Raw genomic sequence first — 23,458 nt, 5'->3', positions numbered from 1 at the left:
ACAATTTTATATTGATAAAAACAAATCCCTAAAACGACTCTAATATCTATTCACATAAGCATGAAATATTTCATATCGAAGTATAATTTGTTATACTTCGATATTTATCTATTACAAATACTTAAATACATATTATAAGCAAATTGCTATATTTTAGAATTCATATTCTATGTTATATATAATAACTTTATTAAATTTTAAATAAAAATAAATCAATGGTTACAATACATAATTGCATGCAGAAATTCTTTTCTAATATTCGTATTAGATTCAAATAACCCCCCTAATGCAGTAGTAGTCGTAGTACTACTAACATCATGAATACCCCTAGCTTTGACACAATAATGCACTGCATCAATAAATATTGCCACATTATTTGTATTAAGTAAGGTTTGCAACGCTAAAAAAATTTGTTTTGTTAATCGTTCCTGTAATTGAGGTCTTTTAGAAAAAAATCGTACTATCCTATTTATTTTTGACAAACCAATCACATTTTTTTCTGGAATATAAGAAATAGTCACTTTGCCATTAAAAACAATAAAATGATGCTCACAAGTGCTAGTGATATTAATACCCCTTACTGTGATCATTTCATTGATTTGCATTGTATTTTGAATAATTGCAATTTTAGGAAAATTTGAATAATCTAAACCTGAAAAAATTTCTTCTATATACATCTTAGCTATACGTTTAGGAGTATTTAATAAACTATCATGTTCTAAATCGAGACTAAGAAGATGCACAATAGCTCTCATATGGTCTTCAATACGACGTTTACGTATTTGATGATTAATATTCAACTCAATTAATGGATTTTCTAATCCTCGAACTGATAAAGCATCACGTACTAATAGCGCTTCTTGTGTTAAAATAGACATATAACTTTCTCTAAAAATGCATTCACTAAAAAATTTTCATGTAAAATATTGTACTTATCATCAATTTCAAAACAAATTTAATATTAATCAAGTATACATTGATTAATATTAAAAATGCATATTTTATTATTACAAACCCACAATCAAGTATATTAGTTTTTAAATTATTTAGATCTTATTTATATAATTACATTTGTTATAAAAAACACCTAAACATTACCAACACTTTCATATTGTAAAAATAAATATTATGATTTATACAAAAACATCAATCATGTATTCCTCATTTTTATGCATAAATATCTCCGTGAATCACATTCATAATTTTGAATCTATAAATAGAGTTATATTATCCATTAATGTATTACAAATATGGAAATAAAACTGTATTTATTCATTCATTTTTAACATATTTTTTTCTATCAAAAATATTTTATAAATAATCAAAATTTTTAAAAATTGATCAAATCATTGAAAATATTTATCCTATTACATTTTTATCAGTTTTATAATATCGCAAATCCCTTGAAATAAAATAAGATATCAAATTCAATTAAATATTATGAGTATAGCACTATAAATCCCCAGAATTTTTATAATTTTCATATATTGACATACAAACTGCTATAATCAGATGAACCTAATAAGGTATGAGTATTCAATTTTCAATTACCTTCATTGTTTAATACATTAAACGGTTGAAATGATTCAATTGAAAATTCATTGCGACAGACAATACTAAACAACATTTATTGCATATAATATTTAACTATATAAATGGTTATTTATATTGTATCATGTGGTAAGAGAAATCATCGTTGTAAATTTATAGATATTATAATCAAACTATTAATAAAAATATTTAATTAGGTATGACAATAATGTTAACAATCAAAGCTAGTTTACGTATTTATCACAAAAAAGGCGCAACAAGACGATTACGTAAACAAAACAAATGTCCAGCTATTATCTACAATAGAGGCAATGAACCAAGTGTACCCATTACATTGAATCAAAACGATATATTACATCCTGAAGCTATAATACAATTATACAAAAATAATGTCATTCTATTGTTTCTTGAAAATCAACAACCTATTGCAGTTAAAGTGCAAGAACTACAATATCATCCTTTCAAGCCCAAAGTAATGCATATTGATTTTACACGTGCTTAATAACATAATTTATTTTTATAAATATATCTTCCTTGTATCATAAAATACAAATACACATTAACCATTCAATAAAATTATAATTAATAACTAATGAAATTGAATTCAATAAATATATTAACGTAAAATAATAAAATACCAGTACATATAACATCAAATATATATAAAAAGATCTGAGTGATCACAAACAAAAGCTAACAATCATATTCAGGATATATAATCTACAGTTGTATATTTATTTTTTTACAAATTTCTTATAATAAACTTAAAACGGCATGTAGCGTAGCTTGGTAGCGCACCGGCATGGGGTGTCGGGGATCAGAGGTTCAAATCCTCTCATGCCGAAAATATTTTTAAATAACAGCATTATCTACATGATAAAAATAATTATTTTTATCATGTAGATCCAACGCTAATTCTACCAATTTCGTAATTAGCGATTGAAAATTTAATCCACTTGCCTCCCACAATTTAGGATACATACTATCGCAAGTAAATCCAGGTAACGTATTAACTTCGTTAATAAAAATTTTATTATCCAAATTTAAAAAAACATCGACACGTGCCATTCCAGAACAATTTAATACTTGAAATGCACGTAAAACAATATGACGAATATCATCGCTTATAGCATCATTAATTAAAGCAGGTATCATGATCTGTGCTTTATGCTCCACATATTTGTCATGATAAGTATAAAAATGATTATTTGATAATATAACTTCACCACATACACTAATTTTTGGATTATCATTACCCAATACCGCGCATTCCAATTCTCTTCCAATAATAGCTGGTTCTATCAATATTTTATTACTAAAAGAGAAAGCTTTGATTAATGCTAAGTTAAAATCTTTAAATTTAGTAACTTTCGATACTCCTATCGATGACCCTTGATTTGATGGCTTCACAAACAAAGGCAATCCAAAAATAGAAACAAAATAATCAAAATCTATATTATGCTGATCCTGAGCCAAAACAGTTTTAAACGGTACTACAGATAAACCCGCGTCACGCAATAAACATTTAGATACGTCTTTATCCATCCCTATAGATGAACTCAAAACATTAGACCCAACAAATGGTAAATTCATCATACACAATAAACCCTGCAAAGCACCATCTTCTCCTAGCGTTCCATGAACTACAGGGAAAATAATATCAAATTTTAATAAAATATTTATATTTTTAGTATGAAATTTAAATTGATGAGGACAATTTTGTAACAAAATAGAAATTTTATCATTTTTATTATACGATAAATCATTAAAGTCGATATCTTTCAAATGCCAATATCCTTTTTTATCTATCCATAAAATCATAGCTTCAAAACGCAATTTATCAATAAACTGTGCAATACACATAGCTGATTTCAATGAAATCTCGTGTTCTAAAGAACGACCCCCACAAATAATACCAATACATAATTTAGACATACTCCATTCCTTGATACATTTAATACTAAAACAGGCGAATTAATATAATATTAATTCGCCTGTTTTAGTATTAAATGTTGACCGGTTTTTAAAATACGTAAGCTACGCCCAATGCGACAACATTATCGGTACAAATCTGAGACGCTCTAGTAAAACTATCCTTATGTAATAAATTAATTCTATAATCCATAGTGGTACAAATATTTTTATTAAAAATATAACTTGTTCCAACTGTAACACATTTTTTTAAGAAGTTTCTATAACCATCATTTTCCGCATCATCAGCTTTTGAATACAAATAAGACACAGAAGGGCGTAAACCAAAATCAAACTGATATTGGGCCACTAATTCAACATTCTTAGCTTTATTAACAAATCCATAAATATATTCTGGATTAAGATTATCACAAAAACTTCCAAATGGAGTCATATTATAAGTTTCTCCATAAGTAACTGCTACATACATGCCGTTTCCATCATATTTTATACCCAAGGAATACGCTTCAGCATTATCATTGCAACAAAGATTGCTATCTAAACCAGTTTGTTCAATGATACGTTTATTATTAGTGTAAGCCGCGGACGCAGCAAATCCATTATCCAATGAATAAGACGCGGACACCCCATATCCTTCTCCGTTAGCCGTTTTTAAAGTACGACCCGTTGCTTTGTTCACATCATTTTTACCTTGATATTGTAAGGCAAAATCTAGTCCATTCACAAAACCAAAAAGATTTTTATTACGATATGTAATCACATTTGAACTACGATTAGATAAAAAATTATCTACAAATAATATATCTCCTCCAAATCCTGGTGTTACATCCGTCCATGCTCCCACATCATACAATACTCCATAATTTCTTCCATAATCAATACTTCCTAAATTTCCAAATTTTATTCCTGCATAACCAAGCAACACCTTATCATTATTATTTACAATAGTTCCTTCGGTATTCTTTAAGGAAATTTCATGCTCCCACATACCAAAACCAATAATTTGGTCATTAATATATGTTGTTCCAGAAAAACCATATCTTACAAACGAATTATCCCCATTTTTAGTATTATCTTTAGAAAAATAATGACCTCCAACAAGACTACCAAACATATCTAATACATTTCCATCCTTATTGTAAATTTCAGAAGCCCCGGCAGTGCTTGCCATCACCATAGTTGCAACCAGGCTAGTAAAACACCGTAATTTCATATTAATACCTCACCATATAGTAAGTAAAAAATACTATTTAACAAGTCAATAACACCTAATATTAACTGTCTTTAAGAATAAATCAGCACTTTATATACGCCAACCCATTCCTGTTTATTTACATAATAAACCGCCTACTTTGCCACTTTGTATCAACTATATCGGCATATTTAAAATACAATTCCCCAACAATTCCACTCATATTTGAACAACGCACACAAAAACTAAATCCTACTCATACAACATAAAAAAGAACCTACCTGTTTCGCCCTATCTATATTATTTACTGTTTAATACATGACGATCTCTCACTTAATACCTATAACTAACAACTTCTATCATTAAATATAACATTACTTATAATCACAATGTTCACATTAATAATAAAATGATCACATCATAATATGAATTGCATATTAGTTGCATTATCTCAAGTTAAATAATCACTACTCTAATTAACTATTTCATAAATTATAGTAATTATTTTGTATCATTATATTAAAAATAATTACTATATACCACATATATATTAACATAATAAATATAAAAAGAATACATGACTAAACAACACAAAATGCAATATTAATTGCACAAACGCAAACATCTCTTATTATTGAGTAAAATTTCATTATTAAAACCGAAAATTAATGACAATAAATTCTCTTCGATACTGACTTAAATAAAACAATTTTAACTCTCTACTGACTCAACAACACACTGTAACCCAACTACACATTCATCGCATGCTGTACGAATTAACATCACCCCTTGAGTATTACGTCTAATGATATTAACCTCAGAAACACGAGTCCGTACTAATCGGCCGGAATCAGTGATCATCATTATTTGATCAGATTGATTTACTTGCACAGCACCAATTACATTACCATTTCGCTCAGTAACCTTAATAGAAATCACGCCTTGAGTCGCGCGAGACTTAATTGGATATTCTGATTGATTAGTACGTTTTCCAAAACCATTGCGAGTAACAGTAAGAATAGAACTCTTATCTTTTGGTATAATTAAAGATACTACGCGGTCACCTTGTAATAAATGAATACCTTTTACGCCGATCGCCGAGCGACCTACACTTCGCACCTGTGTTTCTTTAAATCGCACAACTTTTCCGTAAGCAGTAAACAACATTACTTCATTACTGCCATCAGTTACATCAGCTCCAATTAATTCATCCCCATCATTAAGATTCAATGCAATAATACCAACATTACGTGGCCGACTAAACTCAGTAAGTGGTGTTTTTTTTACAACTCCACTACTAGTCGCCATAAATACTTGATGTCCTGTTGTATAGTTTTGAATTGGTAAAATAGCAGTAATTCGTTCATTCACATCTAATGGCAACAAATTAATAATTGGTTTACCTCGTGATCCACGACTAGCTGCAGGTAATCGATAGACTTTCATCCAATATATACGCCCATAATTAGAAAATAACAAAACCGTATCATGAGTATTCGCTATTAGTAATCGCGTAATAAAATCTTCTTCCTTAATTCGTGTTGCTAATTTTCCTTTTCCTCCCCGTTTTTGCGCCTCGTAATCTGTTAATGGTTGATATTTAACATAACCTTGATATGATAAAGTTACTACTACATCTTTTTGATTAATTAAATTTTCGACATTAATATTTTCAATATTGCTACTAATTTCAGTACGACGAGAATCGTTATACTCCTCTTGTATCACCAATAATTCTTGACGGATTACCTTCATAAGGCATTTAGGATCTTTTAAAATAGAGATCAAATTTTCTATTTTTTCTAACAAACTACTATATTCTTTTAATAATTTTTCATGCTCCAAAGTAGTAAGTTTATGTAACTTTAAATCTAAAATAGATTGCACTTGATTCTTAGTCAGGTAATATTGATTATTGTGAACAGCATTCTCTACTTCTGGACCTTCCGGTTTCATCAAGTCAATAGAAGTTCTCTGTTTCATGTCAAAAACATTGCCTACATTCCACGATGAAGATGTTAACACAGAACTAGCTTCCACAGAACTATTAGATTGACGGATAAGTTCAATAACTGAATCAATATTAAACAATGCGATCGCCAATCCCTCTAAAATATGAATGCGATTACGAGCTTTCTTTAATTCAAAAGTAACACGACGTATTACCACTGCACGACGATGACATACAAAAGCAGATAAAATGTCTTTTAACGACATAATTTTTGGTTGTCCTTGATGTAACGCTACCATATTAATGCCGAATGAAGTTTGTAAAGAAGTTAAAGAATATAAATTATTTAAAATTACCTCACTAATAGCATCACGTTTAATTTCAACAACTATTCGCATACCATCCTTATCAGATTCATCACGCAAATTATATATTCCCTCAATACGTTTTAATTTTGCTAATTCCGCAATCTTTTCTAACAATCGAGCCTTATTAACTTGATAAGGAATTTCATATATTACGATAGATTCACGACCACTTTTAACATCAGTTTCAATTTCCGATCGAGCACGAATATAAATTTTACCTCGTCCAGTGCTATATGCTTCTTTCAGACCACCGCTATCATTAATAATAGCAGCAGTAGGAAAATCTGGACCCGGAATATATTTCATTAGTCCTTCAACAGTAATATCCTCATTATCTATAAACGCCAAACATCCATTAATTACCTCAGAAAGATTGTGAGGAGGGATATTAGTAGCCATTCCTACAGCAATACCAGAAGAACCATTAACCAAAATATTTGGAATTCTAGCAGGTAATATTCCTGGAATACTCTCAGTGCCATCATAATTCAGTTCATAATCAACAGTTTCTTTGTCTAAATCTAACAATAATTCATTTGCTATTTTAGACATACGTACTTCAGTATAACGCATAGCCGCCGCTGGATCACCATCTATTGAACCAAAATTACCCTGTCCATCTATTAAAGCATAACGCATTAAAAAAGGTTGTGCCATGCGCACTATAGTTTCATATACTGCTGTATCCCCATGAGGATGATATTTTCCAATAACATCACCTACTACTCTAGCTGATTTTTTATAATTTCTATTCCAACAATTCCCAAGTACTTGCATGGCAAATAATATACGACGATGCACAGGTTTTAATCCATCTCGAACATCTGGCAATGCACGCCCAACAATCACTGACATAGCATAATCTAAATAAGAATGCGTTAATTCTTCTTCTATGTTAATTTGTGTGATTTCTTTAGCAAAATCATTCATGCATGTGTATCCTCTATTTATTTTCAATTTATATATATATTTAAAATTATTTAAATAATCTATTAAACTATAATATAAACTGTTTTAGTAATATTTAAATTATTCTACAAAGATAAATGTATTTATCTATGTTATACATAAATCAGTTCATAACCATATTTCAACGAACTGATAGTTGTAAACAATTTATATACTAATATTCAAATCTATAGCATTCTCTTTTCCTTATTTTAAGAAGATCTTAACATGAAAGACATAATTATTGATGAACTTACAAAAAATCAAAAGAATATGAATAAAAAGAAAATCGATGCATTCAAAACATCCTCATCTCAATGGTGGGGTCCTTTTAATGCATTTAAACCATTGCATCACATTAATTTAACACGCTTTAATTATATTATTGAACACAGTAATGGATTATTTGGAAAAAAAATATTAGACATTGGATGCGGTGGAGGTATTTTATCAGAAAGTATGGCCCAAGCAGGCGCAGAAGTTGTTGGGTTAGATATCAATGCTTCTGCTTTAGAAGTTGCAAAATCACATGCCTTACATCAAGGTTTGAATATTCATTACATACAAGAAACAATAGAAAACCATGCTTTAAACCATTCTAATCACTACGATGTAGTAACCTGTATGGAAGTTTTAGAACATGTACCGCGCCCTTCATCAATCGTTCATGCTTGCTCTACCATGATTAAGATAGATGGATCAGTATTTTTTTCCACATTAAATCGTACATTTAAATCATGGCTGTTCGTTGTAATAGGCGCTGAATATATCTTTCGTGTTATTCCAAAAGGTACGCATAATTTTAATAAATTTATTACCCCATCTGAACTACTAGGATGGATTGACTCTACCATTTTAGAAGAACAAAACATTACCGGATTATGCTATAATCCCTGCACGAATAAATGCGCCTTAATACGTAACCTTAATACAAACTATATCTTACATGCTAAACTAAGAAATAATCGCTCTATATAACATAGAGCGATTACAAATTAATAAACAATAAACGTTTACTATTACAAGGATAATTTTTTTAATATAATCAATATAATATAATATTGAATGCATAATCTAATTGTTCAAGTATATTAAAATAATAATACGGTACAGCATAATCACATGTATTTATAGGCACAATCAGTTACTATTGATATTTAGAATATTTATACTAAATAGGAACCATGCAATATTCTCCGCTGCATTACTATTTAATTAATTACTATTTTTATTATACATAAAAATTATGATGTCATTATTAATTCACCGAACTATCACGAGTCTGGCCATAATTTATTCATCACGAATTACTATGGCCTAATATTATTAGTATTTCACAACAGGTATACATTTATATGAACCAAACTCTACTAGTTACTAAACGAAACGGTCATCACGAACCTATTAATCTTGACAAAATTCACCGAGTTATTAATTGGGCCGCCAAAGGATTAGAGCAAGTCTCTGTTTCACAAGTAGAATTGCGTTCTCATATACAATTTTATAATGGAATAAAAACTTCCGATATTCAAGAAACAATCATAAAAGCAGCAGCGGACTTGATTTCCGAGGAAGAACCAGACTATCAATATTTAGCAGCACGTTTAGCAGTATTTCATTTACGTAAAAAAGCTTACGGTCAATTTGAACCACCAAAACTGTATAATCATGTATTGCGATTAATAAAAATTGGTAAATACGATCAACACTTGCTAGATGATTACAATGCGGAAGAATTTCATCAAATGGATACATTTATTGATCATTGGCGAGACATGAATTTTTCATATGCTGCTGTAAAACAATTAGAAGGTAAATACTTAGTACAAAATAAAGTAACCGGAGAAATTTATGAAAGTGCTCAATTTTTATATATATTAACTGCAGCCTGTTTATTTTCTAAATATCCCAAAAAAACTCGGATGCATTACATTCAACAATTTTACAATGCGATATCAACTTTTAAAATTTCTTTAGCAACACCTATTATGTCTGGAGTACGTACACCAACACGCCAATTTAGTTCCTGTGTATTAATCGAATGTGATGATAGTCTTGATTCTATCAATGCAACATCTAGTTCTATTGTAAAATATGTTGCGCAACGCGCTGGAATAGGTATTAACGCTGGACGCATTAGAGCATTAGGTAGTCCAATACGTAACGGAGAAGCATTCCACACCGGATGTATTCCATTCTATAAACATTTTCAAACAGCAGTAAAATCATGCTCTCAGGGAGGAGTACGTGGGGGTGCGGCCACACTATTTTATCCTATTTGGCATTTAGAAATAGAAAATTTACTTGTTTTGAAAAATAATCGTGGAATAGATTCTAACCGAATACGTCATTTAGATTATGGCGTACAAATCAATAAATTAATGTACCAACGTCTTATTGAAGGAAAATGTATTACACTATTTAGCCCGTCTGATGTACCAGGATTATATGAAGCTTTTTTTAACAATCAAAACGAATTCGAACACTTATATAATACATATGAAAATAATCGTAATATTAGACATCGAAAAATTAAAGCGATAGAATTATTTTCTTTAATGATGCAAGAACGAGCTTCTACTGGAAGAATCTATATTCAACATACAGATCACTGTAATACTCATAGTGCTTTTGATAGTATTGCCGCTCCAATTCGTCAATCTAATTTATGCCTAGAAATAACATTACCAACAAAACCTTTAAATAATATTAATGACCATAATGGTGAAATTGCTTTATGTACATTATCTGCTTTCAATCTTGGTAATATTGAAAATCTTGATGACTTATCTGAACTTTCTACTTTAATAGTACGAGCTCTTGACGCTCTATTAGATTATCAACATTATCCTATTCCTGCTGCGCAACGTAGTGCTGTAAGAAGACGTTCTTTAGGAATTGGAGTAATTAATTATGCTTATTATCTCGCTAAACATGGGGTACGCTATTCAGATGGTAGTGCTAACAAGCTAACACACCGTACTTTCGAAGCTATTCAATACTATTTATTAAAAGCTTCTAACAATTTAGCTCAAGAAAAAGGATCTTGCGAGTGGTTTGATGATACTTCATATTCAAAAGGAATATTACCTATTGATACATATAAAGCAGACCTGAATGCACTTATTAATGAACCATTACATTATAACTGGGAAGATTTACGTGCTAAGATTAAAAAATATGGATTACGAAATTCTACATTATCTGCATTAATGCCATCAGAAACTTCGTCGCAAATCTCTAATGCTACTAATGGCATAGAACCTCCCAGAGGTTACATTAGCATAAAAGCTTCAAAAGACGGAATTTTGCGTCAAGTAGTACCTGAATTTATTAAACTACAATCTGATTATGAATTATTATGGCAAATACCGGACAATCGAGGATATCTACAATTAGTGGGAATTATGCAAAAATTCATTGACCAATCCATTTCAACTAATACTAATTACGATCCCTCTCGATTTCCGGAACGCAAAGTACCTATGAAACAGCTACTTTCAGATTTATTATACGCATACAGACTTGGCATTAAAACATTATACTATCATAACACCCGTGATGGAGCTCAAGATGTACAAAAAACACTACCACATAACCAATCAAATATTTGTACAAGTGATGCTTGTACAATTTAGAACAGCAACGACTATTTACTAAAACCCACATATTTATATTTGCTTTTAACAAAGGAATAAAAATGATTTATACAACCTTTTCTCAAAATAAAAATAATCAACTACTCGAACCGATGTTTTTAGGACAACCAGTAAATATCGCTCGATTTGATCAACAAAAACATTCCATTTTTGAAAAATTAACTGAAAAACAACTTTCGTTTTTTTGGCGCCCAGAAGAAATAGATATTTCCAAAGACCGTATAGATTTTCAATCATTACCAGACCATGAAAAACACATTTTTATTAGCAATTTAAAATACCAAACCTTATTAGATTCTATTCAAGGACGTAGCCCCAATATCGCATTACTACCATTAATTTCTATACCAGAACTGGAAATTTGGGTAGAAACTTGGTCATTTTTTGAAACCATCCACTCCCGTTCCTACACCCATATTATTCGTAATATCGTTAATCATCCATCTTTGATATTTGATGATATTATCAGTAATAAAGAAATTTTGAAACGAGCTAAAGATATTTCAACATACTATGATAATTTAATTGAATTAACCAATTATTATCATATCTTAGGCCCCGGTATTCATCAAATTAATAATAATACTGTTGTAATCAACTTACATGAACTTAAAAAGAAACTATATTTGTGTTTAATTAGTGTTAACGTGCTAGAAGCTATCCGTTTTTATGTAAGCTTCGCCTGTTCTTTTGCATTTGCTGAACGAGAGCTAATGGAAGGTAATGCAAAAATTATACGACTTATAGCACGTGACGAAGCTTTGCATTTAAACGCCACTCAACATATTCTAAACTTGATGCGCTCTGGGGCAGATGATCCAGAAATGGCTGATATCAGTACAGAATGCCAACAAGAAAGTTATGCGCTATTTTTAATGGCTGCAGAACAAGAAAAAAATTGGGCTAACTATTTATTTAAAGATGGCTCTATGATAGGTTTAAATAAAGATATACTTTGTCAATACATTGAATATATTACCAACATACGTATGCAAGCAATCGGACTAGGAACGCCCTTCAATACTAGATCTAACGCGATACCCTGGATTAACTCTTGGTTATCATCAGATAATGTTCAAGTAGCTCCACAAGAAGTAGAAGCCAGTTCTTATCTAGTAGGTCAAATAGACCCTAATATTGACGAAAATGAATTCCATGACTTTCAATTGTAAAATATTTTTTTTGAAAAAAAAATACCTAAATATACAATTTGCGCATAATAGCAGAAAATATCGTTCCCTATTAGAAGCATTGGAAATGCATCATATACCATCACTAAATTATCAATGTCGATCGGGGTACTGTGGAAGTTGCCGTGCCTTATTAATAAAAGGAAAAATACAATATTACACAGAACCTTTGGGTTATATATGTCCCAATGAAATTTTTATATGCTGCTGTGTTCCTACAGAACATATTGTATTAAAATTGCTGTAAACATGTGTTTTAAACGGCATCATTATGAATTCATAAACACATAAAACCATTCGTTAAATAATTTAAAATATACAATCCTTCAATTACATTTTTATTTTAATCAAATTACCGTTGGATATATTAAATGCATAAAATAAATCAAAGGCTTTGGGTATAATCCTAAAAATAATATAGAAAAAGATACTATAATCACTATTATCCCATCAGGAGTAACACTCCAATTAGATAAAGAATCAAAATTGATATTTAAACGATTTATGGGATTAAGATATAAATTTATTATAATTCTTAAATAATAAAATATACTGATAACACTACTCATTGCTATAAAAATAGTAAGCCACCATAATTTACTGTCTATTCCCAAAACAAACAAATAAAATTTTCCAATGAAACCTAATGTCATAGGTATGCCCGCCAAAGACAATATAGTGATCGTAAATAATACCGATAACATTGGGCGATGCCAAAAAAGACCACGATATAAAAATAAGGAATCTACGTCTGTGTCTTCATTGGCATAAAAAACCGACATTATACTGATAATACCAAATACACCAATACTAGTCAAAACGTAACTTACAAGATAAATACCGATAGTTTCCAAAGCAATGGGGTTGGCCTGTAATACCGCAATTACACCAATTAAAACATAACCTGTATGTGCAATTGAAGAATAAGCTAAAACTCGCTTAATATTATCTTGTTTAATAGCCATTAAATTGCCAAATAACACTGAGCAACATGCAATACCTGATAAAAATATACAAAATACCCTATTATACTGATTAGGAAATACCATAAACAATCGTATCAATACAGATATCGTAGCTATTTTACTACTAGTTGTCAGATACAACGATATTGAAGATGGCGCTCCTTGGTATACATCAGGAGTCCATAAATGAAAAGGAACTAATGACAGTTTAAACCCGAACCCAACCATCATCATACCTAGTCCTATGGTTGATATAAGTATAGATTGATTCGACGCAATAATATGTAAACGTAACAATTGACTAATACTGGTAAAAGATAAAAAACCAGTTGCAGCATATATCAATGCTATACCAAATAATATAAATGATGAAGATACCCCCGATAATATAATATATTTAATACTTGCTTCTAAAGAAAATTTTTTAAAAAAAGAATAACCTATCAACCCAAATAACGGCAATGAAATCAGTTCCATCCCTAAAAATAATATTACTAAATGATTCGTAGTTGCTAATAAAATGCCGCCAATACTAGAAATAAGTAATAATAAATAAAACTCGTCGCGATTTTTACTTGGATAAATTAACAACCACTTATAAGCCAATACGGAGCTTGATAAACCAGAAACTAACACCAATATTATGTATAATATAGAAAAATTATCAACACACATTAATTGCAAAATGTCTCGAGCTCTTTGGTTCCATACCAATCCAATCGATACAATCGCTAAACTAAATCCGAATATTGTTAATGAAGTATGTAAAAATAAATTGCGACGATATGCAATAGATAACATAATCATAACTATTGTCATTCCAATAATTAGTACAGGCAGCAATAGAATTATTTGTGTCCAAGTTATTAGCATAATAAATCAAGATCCTATTATCGTTATAATGTAATCACATTGAACAATTGTATTCTTTTAACCAAATACAAAGATTGTGCATTGTCGTATATGAAGCATTCAAAATATATTGTGGAAAAAAACCAATCAAAAAAATACACGATAACAACATTATAATAATATTCTTTTCCCGTAGTGTCATATTTTTCAACAACCCGATTTTACTACCTCTGGAAACCAATATTGGACCATAATATATACGTTGCATTAAAATAAGGGAATAAATTGATGACAATATTATCCCAAAACAAGCTATTATTGTAGTTATAGGTGCTGATTGAAAATTGCCAAACAAAATTGTCACTTCTCCTATAAAATTTCCAGTACCAGGTAATCCAAGTGTTGCTGCTGCGAAACATAAAGAAAAAGCAGGAATTAAATGCATGCGACTCCATAATCCTCCCATCAAACGCATATCTCGAGTATGTGTTCGCTCATATAATTGACCACAAATTATAAACATTCCAGAAACAGATAAACTATGAGAAATCATGTGTATAACAGCACCTTGATATGATAAATGAGTGCCACTATAAATTGCGATCAATACAAATCCCATATGAGATATGCTGGTATATGCAATTAAACGTTTGACATCAGTTTGTGCAAATGCCATACAAGCTCCATAAAAAATATTTAACAGACCCAAACACATGGCAATTGGAGCAAAAGATTTTGAAGCGCAAGGAAATAACGGTAAAACAAATCGAAAAAATCCATAAGCCGCTGTTTTTAATAAAATTCCTGCCAAATCAACTGACCCAGCAGTAGGAGCTTGACTATGCACATCAGGCAACCAAACATGAAATGGAACAATTGGCATTTTTACTGCAAAAGCAAAAAAAAACCCCAACATAATTAAATATTCCGTATTCACTGGCAGCAACATATTTAATAAATCTTGATAATCAAACGACCACACACCATGTATATCATGATTTATAGCAACAAGAGTAATAATAGAAATTAACATAAATAATCCGCTAAATTGAGTATAAACAAAAAATTTAATAGCAGTGTTAATACGACCGATTCTATTAAATTCTTTGTGTCCCCATAAAGATATTAAAAAATACATCGGAATAAGCATTATTTCCCAGAAAAAAAAGAACAAAAACATATCAATTGACAAAAAAACACCAATAACTCCACCTAAAATCCACAATAAATTAAGATAAAAAAGACCGTGGTAACGCTGAATCTCACACCAAGAACATAACACCGCCATACATCCTAAAAATCCAGTTAACGTCACCATCAACAAAGAAAACCCATCCAACGCTAAATGAACGCTAATTCCAAATCTTGGGATCCAAGGATACATGTATTCTAATTGCCATTTAGGAAACACATGTTCTGTTGAATACACATTTAATAGATCATGGTGCTCATACTGCCATAAAAAACCAGTAATAATGAACGTTATGCTCATTCCAGATAAAGCAACCCAACGCGGTACCCAATATCCAATACGTTCTGACTGCCAACATAACAGTCCAAAAATAAAAGGGATAAATATTAAGATAACTAATAACATATTATTTTTATTTTTCTCTCTAAAACATATACATTAAATATTTGTATTTCCTCATATTATAAACCAATAATACTACATTCATTTACAGATGATCATAAATTAATATCATGATTAATATCGTAATTGCCCCTATATTCATCGATACAATGTACCAACTGAGTTTACCATTTTCACTGCATATCAAACCATTTTTCAGCCAACATAATAACGATACGATGATATTCACGATTACATCAACGGGATCAGAATAAGATAATTTTTTTGTTATAAATAAATATGGCTTTATAAATATCCATTTATAAAGCCAATCAAATCCCCATCCATAGTAACATAGCAATACTATGTATCGTTCTACTACTTCTGTTACACGAGGTTTAATAATCTGTCTTGTAATCCTACTCAAAGGATCCATCCAAAAAATTGATGCCAAGCAAATACCAAGCATTACTAAAATCCCCGATATTATTTCAAGATATATTTGACTATGATTACGCATCTCACCAAGGTTAGTAATTATAGTATCTGCTAACACCGGTAATTTTATCCATCCACCAATAAACGTTGATAACAATAACAATAAGATTAAAGGTAAATTTTGAGTAATTTTATTACATACACGTGGCTCTATTTTTTTATCACCATGAAACACAACAAAAATCATTCGGAACGTATAAATAGGTGTTAAAAATACTCCTATTAATCCAGATAACAAGAAAAAATAATCATGATTAGCTAATGTTTTTAACATGATCATTTCTTTTGAATAAACTCCAGCAGTAATTATAGGTACTCCAGATAAAGACGCTCCGCCTATTAAAAAACAAACATAAATTAAAGGTATAAATTTATATAATCCCCCCATCTTAAAAATATTTTGTTCATATCTGCAAGCGTAAATTAATGAACCTGCAGATAAAAACAACAACGCTTTAAAAAAAGAATGTGTTACTAAATGAAACATAGCTGCATCCCAATGTCGTCCTCCGAGCGCTAAAAACATGTATCCTATTTGACTGATAGTAGAATACGCTAAAATTTTTTTAATATTACTTTGAAATAACGCTGAACAACTGAATAAAATTACAGTTAATGAACCAATAATACCGGTCAAATATAAAATACTTGGAGTCATCAAAAAAAACTTATTCATACGAATTATTAAATACACACCAGAAGTAACCATAGTAGCTGCATGAATCAATGCCGACACCGGGGTTGGGCCAGCCATAGCGCTAATTAACCAAGTTTGTAGGGGTAACTGAGCTGATTTGCCTATTGCCCCAATAAGTAACATACAAGATATCCATGTAATATCATTAAAAATATGATACGATGGACACGTCAGTTCCAACGTTAGTAATTTACTAAGACTCAAGGTACGATATTGATCGTAAATCATAAATAACGCACATACCAAACATAGATCTCCAAATCGAGTAATAATGAATGCTTTTAAAGCTGCTATTCCGTTCCTATAATCAGAATAATAAAACCCAATTAATAAATAACTACATAATCCTACACCTTCCCATCCAAAAAACATCAATAACAAATTATCTGAAAGCACCAAAAGCACCATATTTGCCATAAATAAATTAGTGTAGGCAAAAAAGCGAGAATATCCTTCGCATCCACTCATATACCAAGCGGCATATAAATGAATGATAAACCCAACGCCAATAATTACTGATAACATGATTACGGACAACCCATCTAATCTAAGTGCTACAGTAATAGATAAGGCATTAATAGTGAACCACGTCCAAAGTTCCTGCACATACACAAAATTAACGTCATTACTGGAATTGCAATAAAAATTAAATATGCTGTATATGGCAACCAACACTGATACACCTACCGTACCTACCCCTATTATAGCAGAAGTATTGTCTGACCATTTTCCTTGAGAAATAGCTAACGTAACGAATCCTAATAATGGGAAAAGTATAGTTAAAAAAAGTAAATTCATCCACGCATCTCACTAATATTATCAACATGCAATGTATGATAACGACGAAATAATTGAAGTAATAATACTAAAGAAACTGCAGATTCAGAAGCAGACAAAGTAATTACTAAAATATACATAACTTGACCATCTGATTGCCCCAAACAAGATCCTACTATTACAAATGCTGAAGCAGCAGCGTTAATCATAATTTCTAGCCCTAATAATATAAACAGTAAATCACGTCTTATTATTATAGCTACTAAACCTAATATAAATAAAATTATAAATAAACTAAAAGCATACGATAAAGGAATCATATTTCATATTTTTACAATTGAATAAAATCAATACAATCATCAGATAATGTATGTTTTTGAGACAAATGAAACACAGAAATCAACGCACTTAATAATAAAAATGATGCTAGCTCTACCATTAATAGATATGGCCCGAATAATACAATACCAACTTGTCTTGAGTCTATTATTGAGTTATTTACATTTATCAAATCATCTTTTAATCCAAAGGATATATACAACAAAATCACAAGCAAAATACCTACCAACAACGAAGAACTACAACATAATATGGGATTTAAAAATCTACTTTCTTTTTGTATACCAAAGATAACATTTTTCGTATTAAGCATCATTATTACAAATACGAATAAAATCATAATAGCTCCGGCATAAACAATAATTTCCAAGGCAGCAGCAAAAGATGCTCCTAAAGAAAAAAAAGTACATGATATAGATAAAAATGAAACTATTAAGTATAACAAAGCGCGCATTGGGTTATAATGCAGTATTACGCATATCGTAGACAATATCGTTATAATTCCAGAAATATAAAATAGAGCCGTCATACTACACTCCTCTCATTAACCATCATTTTAAAATTAAGGCAATATGTTTTTAACATTTATAGGCTTTGATTCTTTTATCGCGTCCCCCTTTTTTTTATCTAATATTTCCTTACCAGAAAATTGATAAAAATCATACTCTAAATATTTTCCGGGACCCGATATTAATAAATCAGACTTTTCATACACTAAATCATGTCTTTTAAAATCACTCATTTCAAAATCTGGAGTTAATTGAATGGCTGCTGTTGGACATGCCTCTTCACACATACCGCAAAAAATACATCTAGAAAAATTGATTCTAAAAAATTTTGGATACCACCGGCCATCTGTAGATTCTCCTTTTTTCAAAGAAATACACCCTACTGGACAAGCTACGGCGCATAAATTGCAAGCTACACAACGTTCTCGACCTGAAGAGTCTCGAGTCAATACAATACGACCACGATATCTAGGTGATGGAGCATACGGAACTTCAGGATACATCTGAGTTTCACGTTTACTAAATGCTTGCATTCCTACCATCCAAATACTGCGTAATATAGAACCAATATCTATAAAAATCTTTTTTAACTTCACCATAATATATATTTAACCTATATTAATAATTATAATAAAATAACAACAGCAGTACTTAATAAATTAAATAACGTCATCGGTAAACAAATCTTCCAACCTATTATCATAACCTGATCGTAACGTGGACGTGGTAACGCCGCACGTATCAATATAAACAGAATCAACAATAAAAAAGTTTTAGTAACAAACCAAATCACAGGAGGAAACCAAGGCCCTTGCCACCCTCCAAAAAACAGTGTTACAATGAATGATGCAATGACAATCATATTAATATATCCAGAAATAAAAAATAAACTAAATTTAATGCCAGAATATTCAATATGATAACCATCTGCCAACTCTTGTTCTGATTCTGGTTGATCAAATGGATGTCTATGACACAAAGCCATACCCGCTAAAAAAAAAGTAATAAATCCTATAAATTGAGGAATGACATTCCATAGATATAATTGATCTTCAACTATATTTTTTAAATTAAACGATCCAGCTTTAGCAACTACCCCCATTATGGATAATCCTAAAAACACCTCATAACTAAGAGTTTGAGCTGCAGCACGCACAGCCCCAATTAAAGCATATTTATTATTACTTGCCCAACCTGCAAGCAATACTGAATAAACCATTAATCCTGACATCATAAGAAAGAATAATATACCAATATTACAATCCCATATTACCCATGTAGGCGTAAAAGGAATAATCAATACACTCATTAATGATGAGATAAAAGCTATCACTGGGGCTAAAACAAATACAATACGATCAGAAAATGGAGGGATCCAATCCTCTTTGAACATAACCTTAATTAAATCAGCGCATAATTGTAATGAACCATTCCAACCTACTCTATTAGGACCATAACGATTTTGAAACAACGCCAATAACCTACGTTCTAAAAAACTCATGTATGCACCACAAGCAACTACCACTAACAAAATAATTACCGCATTAAAAATAGTGGAAAAAGAATGTTGCGTAACAATTTCTGACGACTCAAATATCATAATAATACTCCTTGAACATCTTGTGCATACATACCAGATAAAAATAAAGGAATATCTGGAAAACCTAAAGGCAATCCAATATGACCTGTAGGTAAATTAGTACTAAATTTGATCGGTAAACATAAAATTTGACCAGCACATGTAAATTTAAGCAACATATTTTTCTGTATTTTTAGTTGCAACGCATCTAATTGATTGAGCATTACATAAGGATTTGGCATACAATCTTGAATACACTGGGATCTCTGAGAAGTTTCTTCACTACCAAATAGATGCCAATAAGGTACTATTAACCACCGATCAACATTGTTCATAGTTTTAAAAGATTGAGGAATCATATTAAACCAATTCAATGTTGAACCATTGCCAGTGTGTAATACACGTATTCCCGGATTACCAGAATACAAATTCCCACCTATTTTATCTTGAAATTTATTCCATGCTTGTGGAGAATTCCATCCCGGAGCCCATGCAAACGCCACTTGTTTATGACAAGATTGAACACTATGATTACCTTCCATAGAAAAAGAAAACATCGTATCATCATCTTGTGATATATAGGGTTCATGTACATCAACATTAGCATACATCGCTGTACGTCCACTATAACGATGCGGTGCACGAGCTAGTTTTTGTCCACATATACGAAAAGATGCATCCGGAGATGCCTGTTTAATTCCAATTAATTTTGGAAAATAATAAATAATAGCATCTATAATCTGATCAATATGCAAGTTTTTTTTTCTAATATAATTTATATAACAATCATGTATCAAATATAACCATCTCCAACTTTCAAAAATAACTATATTTTTTTCATAACTTTGTGGCTTATACAATCGAAAAAACCTTTGTGCACGCCCTTCGTAATTAATCACAGTACCATCGCTTTCAACAAAACTAGAAACTGGTAAAACTAAATTTGCCTTCTTTTGAATTAGAGTATATTGATGATCTAATACAATTAAATAATTAACCTTATTTAAAGCAACATCAACTTGATTTGCCTTCGCATGGCGATACAAATCACTTTCTAAGACGATTAAACCAACGGATGAAGTGTTAGTACTACAAATATCTACAAGAGCAGCATCGAGGCTTTTTTGACCTAACATTACTAAACCTATGCTATTTACTTCTCCTACAATAAAAGTAATTCCGACTTCACTCCCACGATTTTTTAAAGCACGAGCAATATTTGCTGCTGAAGCAATTAATTCTTTACTACCTGCGTTGCTTCCTGAAATAATCAACGGCTTACGCGCTTCCATTAATTTTTGCACAACTATATCTAATTTCTCATTTAGTTTAGAATCAAAATCTTTAACCTCGGGAGCAGTATGATCTAACGCATGAGCAATAGCAAAACCAAACCGCGCTTGATTTTGTACTGAATCATAATATGTTAATACAGCAACATCATCTAATTTAGTCTTATCGACCCCAGTTATCAATATATTATTTTTAATACCTTGAGCGCTATTGATAATAGCCGCAGATTGCCAATCAAAAATTCCTTGAGCCTCTGCATCTTTACGGGCTTTCCCCTTAACTGCCTGACGTATCGCCAATGCTACTCGTGCTCCAGTTTGAGTTAAATCCTCTCCTAATATTAATATTGTATCATAAATTTCCACTTCGCGTAACGACGGAACTTGAATACCACTATTACACAATATTTCAATGATTAACAATAATCGCTCTTGTTCAAGATTATTAATCCCATTATAAAAATTATCCGGTCCTACCAATTTTAATAAAGAAAAATTGCTTTCCATACTGGCGCGAGGAGATCCAATACCAATTATCCTGTTACAATTATGTTTTAATCCATTAGCAGCCTCTTGTACCGCTTGTCTTTCATTCAACACAACCCAATCATCACCTTGCTTATTCGATGGAATTTTAGGTCTATTATTAATATTAACGTAGTCACATCCAAATCGGCCGCGATCACACAAAAAATAACCATTAATATTGCCATTATAGCGATTTTCAACACGACACAACTTCCCGTAACGCTCGCCTACAATAATATTACATCCAACGCTACATTGTTGACAAATACTCGGCGCAAAAATCATATCCCATTTACGGGTATAATTTTGTGACTGTGTTTTATCAGTAAACACTCCAGTAGGGCATATCTCTATTAAATTTCCAGAAAACTCACTTTGTAACATACCATCTTGTACTCGTCCAAAATAAATATTATCATGCACCCCAAATACCCCTAAATCATCACCACCGGCGTAATCATTATAATAACGTATGCAACGATAACAAGTAATACACCTGTTCATTTCATGCCCAATAAACGGTCCCAAATATTGATTATAATGTGTACGCTTATTAAACCTATAACGACGATATGTTTGTCCAACCATTGCTGTCATATCTTGAAGATGACAATTACCTCCTTCCTCGCATATCGGGCAATCATGAGGATGATTAATCATTAACAACTCTAATATATTCTTTCTAAATTCTTCTACCTCATTATCAAAAATAGTGATAGAACTACCATCTGATACCGGTGTCATACAAGACATCACTAAATGACTTTGTGCATCTTTTATTGTGCTACCAAAATGTTGTTGTTTTACTGCGCATTGCCTGCAAGCTCCGACACTGCCTAAAGCAGGATGCCAACAAAAATAAGGAATGTCGAATCCAAGAGACAAACATGTTTCCAGTATATTTTTTGAGTCTTCCACTGTATACTTTTTCCCTTCTATATAAATAGAAATCATCATGTTAATATACCAATTTTATATTTTGTGGGGGGCTGAAAAAATTTAAAAATCATCAATGTACATCATTTATATTGAACATATAAATGATTATATTTATTTTT

General features: G+C 31.0%; 17 protein-coding genes and 1 tRNA gene. 6 read left to right on the top strand and 12 right to left on the bottom strand.

The window, feature by feature from the left end:
• Nucleotides 1-212: 212 nt before the first annotated feature.
• On the bottom strand, nucleotides 213-878 hold the full coding sequence (gene folE, locus M9407_RS00260; RefSeq protein ID WP_250230840.1) for a GTP cyclohydrolase I FolE: 666 nt from the start codon (nucleotides 876-878) through the stop codon (nucleotides 213-215).
• An 881-nt stretch (nucleotides 879-1,759) separates the two neighbouring features.
• Here folE and rplY point away from each other — a divergent pair.
• A complete protein-coding gene (rplY, locus tag M9407_RS00255) occupies nucleotides 1,760-2,053 on the top strand; it encodes a 50S ribosomal protein L25 (protein WP_250237169.1) in 294 nt (97 codons plus the stop codon).
• 268 nt (nucleotides 2,054-2,321) lie between these two features.
• Nucleotides 2,322-2,395, top strand: a tRNA-Pro gene (locus M9407_RS00250).
• Nucleotides 2,396-2,403: 8 nt separating this feature from the next.
• Here M9407_RS00250 and M9407_RS00245 read toward each other — a convergent pair.
• The 3 genes from M9407_RS00245 to gyrA form a co-directional block, all read right to left on the bottom strand.
• On the bottom strand, nucleotides 2,404-3,486 hold the full coding sequence (locus M9407_RS00245) for a D-alanine--D-alanine ligase family protein (RefSeq protein ID WP_250237167.1): 1,083 nt from the start codon (nucleotides 3,484-3,486) through the stop codon (nucleotides 2,404-2,406).
• Between the two features lie 88 nt (nucleotides 3,487-3,574).
• Nucleotides 3,575-4,696 (bottom strand): porin, encoded by a 1,122-nt coding sequence (locus tag M9407_RS00240; protein WP_250237165.1) that lies wholly within the window; start codon nucleotides 4,694-4,696, stop codon nucleotides 3,575-3,577.
• Between the two features lie 690 nt (nucleotides 4,697-5,386).
• Nucleotides 5,387-7,924 carry a DNA gyrase subunit A gene (gene gyrA / locus M9407_RS00235; RefSeq protein ID WP_250237163.1) on the bottom strand — a complete coding sequence of 846 codons (2,538 nt, stop codon included), beginning with the start codon at nucleotides 7,922-7,924 and terminating at the stop codon, nucleotides 5,387-5,389.
• A gap of 246 nt (nucleotides 7,925-8,170) precedes the next feature.
• Here gyrA and ubiG point away from each other — a divergent pair, with 246 nt between their 5' ends.
• The 4 genes from ubiG (at nucleotide 8,171) to yfaE (ending at nucleotide 13,038) form a co-directional block, all read left to right on the top strand.
• Nucleotides 8,171-8,920, top strand: coding sequence for a bifunctional 2-polyprenyl-6-hydroxyphenol methylase/3-demethylubiquinol 3-O-methyltransferase UbiG (gene ubiG / locus M9407_RS00230; RefSeq protein WP_250237161.1), 750 nt, complete (start codon nucleotides 8,171-8,173; stop codon nucleotides 8,918-8,920).
• Between the two features lie 377 nt (nucleotides 8,921-9,297).
• The gene (gene nrdA / locus M9407_RS00225; RefSeq protein WP_250237158.1) at nucleotides 9,298-11,580 is read left to right on the top strand and encodes a class 1a ribonucleoside-diphosphate reductase subunit alpha; all 2,283 of its coding nucleotides are present in this window, start codon (nucleotides 9,298-9,300) and stop codon (nucleotides 11,578-11,580) included.
• Between the two features lie 62 nt (nucleotides 11,581-11,642).
• Nucleotides 11,643-12,773, top strand: a complete 1,131-nt coding sequence (gene nrdB / locus M9407_RS00220) for a class Ia ribonucleoside-diphosphate reductase subunit beta (protein WP_250237156.1) — start codon at nucleotides 11,643-11,645, stop codon at nucleotides 12,771-12,773.
• Complete coding sequence (yfaE, locus tag M9407_RS00215) at nucleotides 12,748-13,038, top strand: class I ribonucleotide reductase maintenance protein YfaE (RefSeq protein ID WP_250237154.1); 291 nt, start codon at nucleotides 12,748-12,750, stop codon at nucleotides 13,036-13,038. The genes nrdB and yfaE overlap by 26 nt, the downstream gene beginning before the upstream one ends.
• Nucleotides 13,039-13,138: 100 nt before the next feature.
• On the opposite strand, the gene nuoN is transcribed toward yfaE, so the two are convergent.
• The 8 genes from nuoN to nuoG all read right to left on the bottom strand — a co-directional run bounded on the left by nuoN (nucleotide 13,139) and on the right by nuoG (nucleotide 23,357).
• Nucleotides 13,139-14,629, bottom strand: coding sequence for an NADH-quinone oxidoreductase subunit NuoN (nuoN, locus tag M9407_RS00210; protein ID WP_250237152.1), 1,491 nt, complete (start codon nucleotides 14,627-14,629; stop codon nucleotides 13,139-13,141).
• Nucleotides 14,630-14,663: 34 nt separating this feature from the next.
• Entirely contained in the window at nucleotides 14,664-16,205 is a 1,542-nt protein-coding gene (gene nuoM / locus M9407_RS00205; protein ID WP_250235070.1) for an NADH-quinone oxidoreductase subunit M, read from the bottom strand.
• A gap of 82 nt (nucleotides 16,206-16,287) precedes the next feature.
• Nucleotides 16,288-18,174: an NADH-quinone oxidoreductase subunit L gene (gene nuoL, locus M9407_RS00200; RefSeq protein ID WP_250237150.1), complete on the bottom strand. Its 1,887-nt coding sequence runs from the start codon at nucleotides 18,172-18,174 to the stop codon at nucleotides 16,288-16,290.
• Entirely contained in the window at nucleotides 18,171-18,473 is a 303-nt protein-coding gene (nuoK, locus tag M9407_RS00195; protein ID WP_250237148.1) for an NADH-quinone oxidoreductase subunit NuoK, read from the bottom strand. Before nuoK ends, nuoL begins: the two co-directional genes overlap by 4 nt.
• Before the next feature lie 11 nt (nucleotides 18,474-18,484).
• Complete coding sequence (gene nuoJ / locus M9407_RS00190) at nucleotides 18,485-19,021, bottom strand: NADH-quinone oxidoreductase subunit J (protein WP_250237146.1); 537 nt, start codon at nucleotides 19,019-19,021, stop codon at nucleotides 18,485-18,487.
• A 33-nt stretch (nucleotides 19,022-19,054) separates the two neighbouring features.
• A complete protein-coding gene (gene nuoI, locus M9407_RS00185) occupies nucleotides 19,055-19,600 on the bottom strand; it encodes an NADH-quinone oxidoreductase subunit NuoI (RefSeq protein ID WP_420022288.1) in 546 nt (181 codons plus the stop codon).
• A 26-nt stretch (nucleotides 19,601-19,626) separates the two neighbouring features.
• On the bottom strand, nucleotides 19,627-20,601 hold the full coding sequence (gene nuoH / locus M9407_RS00180) for an NADH-quinone oxidoreductase subunit NuoH (RefSeq protein WP_250237144.1): 975 nt from the start codon (nucleotides 20,599-20,601) through the stop codon (nucleotides 19,627-19,629).
• Nucleotides 20,598-23,357, bottom strand: a complete 2,760-nt coding sequence (gene nuoG, locus M9407_RS00175; protein ID WP_250237143.1) for an NADH-quinone oxidoreductase subunit NuoG — start codon at nucleotides 23,355-23,357, stop codon at nucleotides 20,598-20,600. The genes nuoH and nuoG overlap by 4 nt, the downstream gene beginning before the upstream one ends.
• Nucleotides 23,358-23,458: the final 101 nt, after the last annotated feature.

It is taken from the genome of Blochmannia endosymbiont of Camponotus sp. (genome assembly GCF_023586365.1).
In the GTDB taxonomy this organism is placed as follows: domain Bacteria; phylum Pseudomonadota; class Gammaproteobacteria; order Enterobacterales; family Enterobacteriaceae; genus Blochmanniella.
This window is presented reverse-complemented; position numbering and strand designations above follow the sequence as displayed.

What these genes read in the sequence shown, in the direction of transcription:
- folE (WP_250230840.1), bottom strand. Translation starts at nt 878, where the DNA reads ATGTCTATTTTAACACAAGAAGCGCTATTAGTACGTGATGCTTTATCA.
- rplY (WP_250237169.1), top strand. Translation starts at nt 1,760, where the DNA reads ATGTTAACAATCAAAGCTAGTTTACGTATTTATCACAAAAAAGGCGCA.
- M9407_RS00245 (WP_250237167.1), bottom strand. Translation starts at nt 3,486, where the DNA reads ATGTCTAAATTATGTATTGGTATTATTTGTGGGGGTCGTTCTTTAGAA.
- M9407_RS00240 (WP_250237165.1), bottom strand. Translation starts at nt 4,696, where the DNA reads ATGAAATTACGGTGTTTTACTAGCCTGGTTGCAACTATGGTGATGGCA.
- gyrA (WP_250237163.1), bottom strand. Translation starts at nt 7,924, where the DNA reads ATGAATGATTTTGCTAAAGAAATCACACAAATTAACATAGAAGAAGAA.
- ubiG (WP_250237161.1), top strand. Translation starts at nt 8,171, where the DNA reads ATGAAAGACATAATTATTGATGAACTTACAAAAAATCAAAAGAATATG.
- nrdA (WP_250237158.1), top strand. Translation starts at nt 9,298, where the DNA reads ATGAACCAAACTCTACTAGTTACTAAACGAAACGGTCATCACGAACCT.
- nrdB (WP_250237156.1), top strand. Translation starts at nt 11,643, where the DNA reads ATGATTTATACAACCTTTTCTCAAAATAAAAATAATCAACTACTCGAA.
- yfaE (WP_250237154.1), top strand. Translation starts at nt 12,748, where the DNA reads ATGAATTCCATGACTTTCAATTGTAAAATATTTTTTTTGAAAAAAAAA.
- nuoN (WP_250237152.1), bottom strand. Translation starts at nt 14,629, where the DNA reads ATGCTAATAACTTGGACACAAATAATTCTATTGCTGCCTGTACTAATT.
- nuoM (WP_250235070.1), bottom strand. Translation starts at nt 16,205, where the DNA reads ATGTTATTAGTTATCTTAATATTTATCCCTTTTATTTTTGGACTGTTA.
- nuoL (WP_250237150.1), bottom strand. Translation starts at nt 18,174, where the DNA reads ATGAATTTACTTTTTTTAACTATACTTTTCCCATTATTAGGATTCGTT.
- nuoK (WP_250237148.1), bottom strand. Translation starts at nt 18,473, where the DNA reads ATGATTCCTTTATCGTATGCTTTTAGTTTATTTATAATTTTATTTATA.
- nuoJ (WP_250237146.1), bottom strand. Translation starts at nt 19,021, where the DNA reads ATGACGGCTCTATTTTATATTTCTGGAATTATAACGATATTGTCTACG.
- nuoI (WP_420022288.1), bottom strand. Translation starts at nt 19,600, where the DNA reads ATGGTGAAGTTAAAAAAGATTTTTATAGATATTGGTTCTATATTACGC.
- nuoH (WP_250237144.1), bottom strand. Translation starts at nt 20,601, where the DNA reads ATGATATTTGAGTCGTCAGAAATTGTTACGCAACATTCTTTTTCCACT.
- nuoG (WP_250237143.1), bottom strand. Translation starts at nt 23,357, where the DNA reads ATGATGATTTCTATTTATATAGAAGGGAAAAAGTATACAGTGGAAGAC.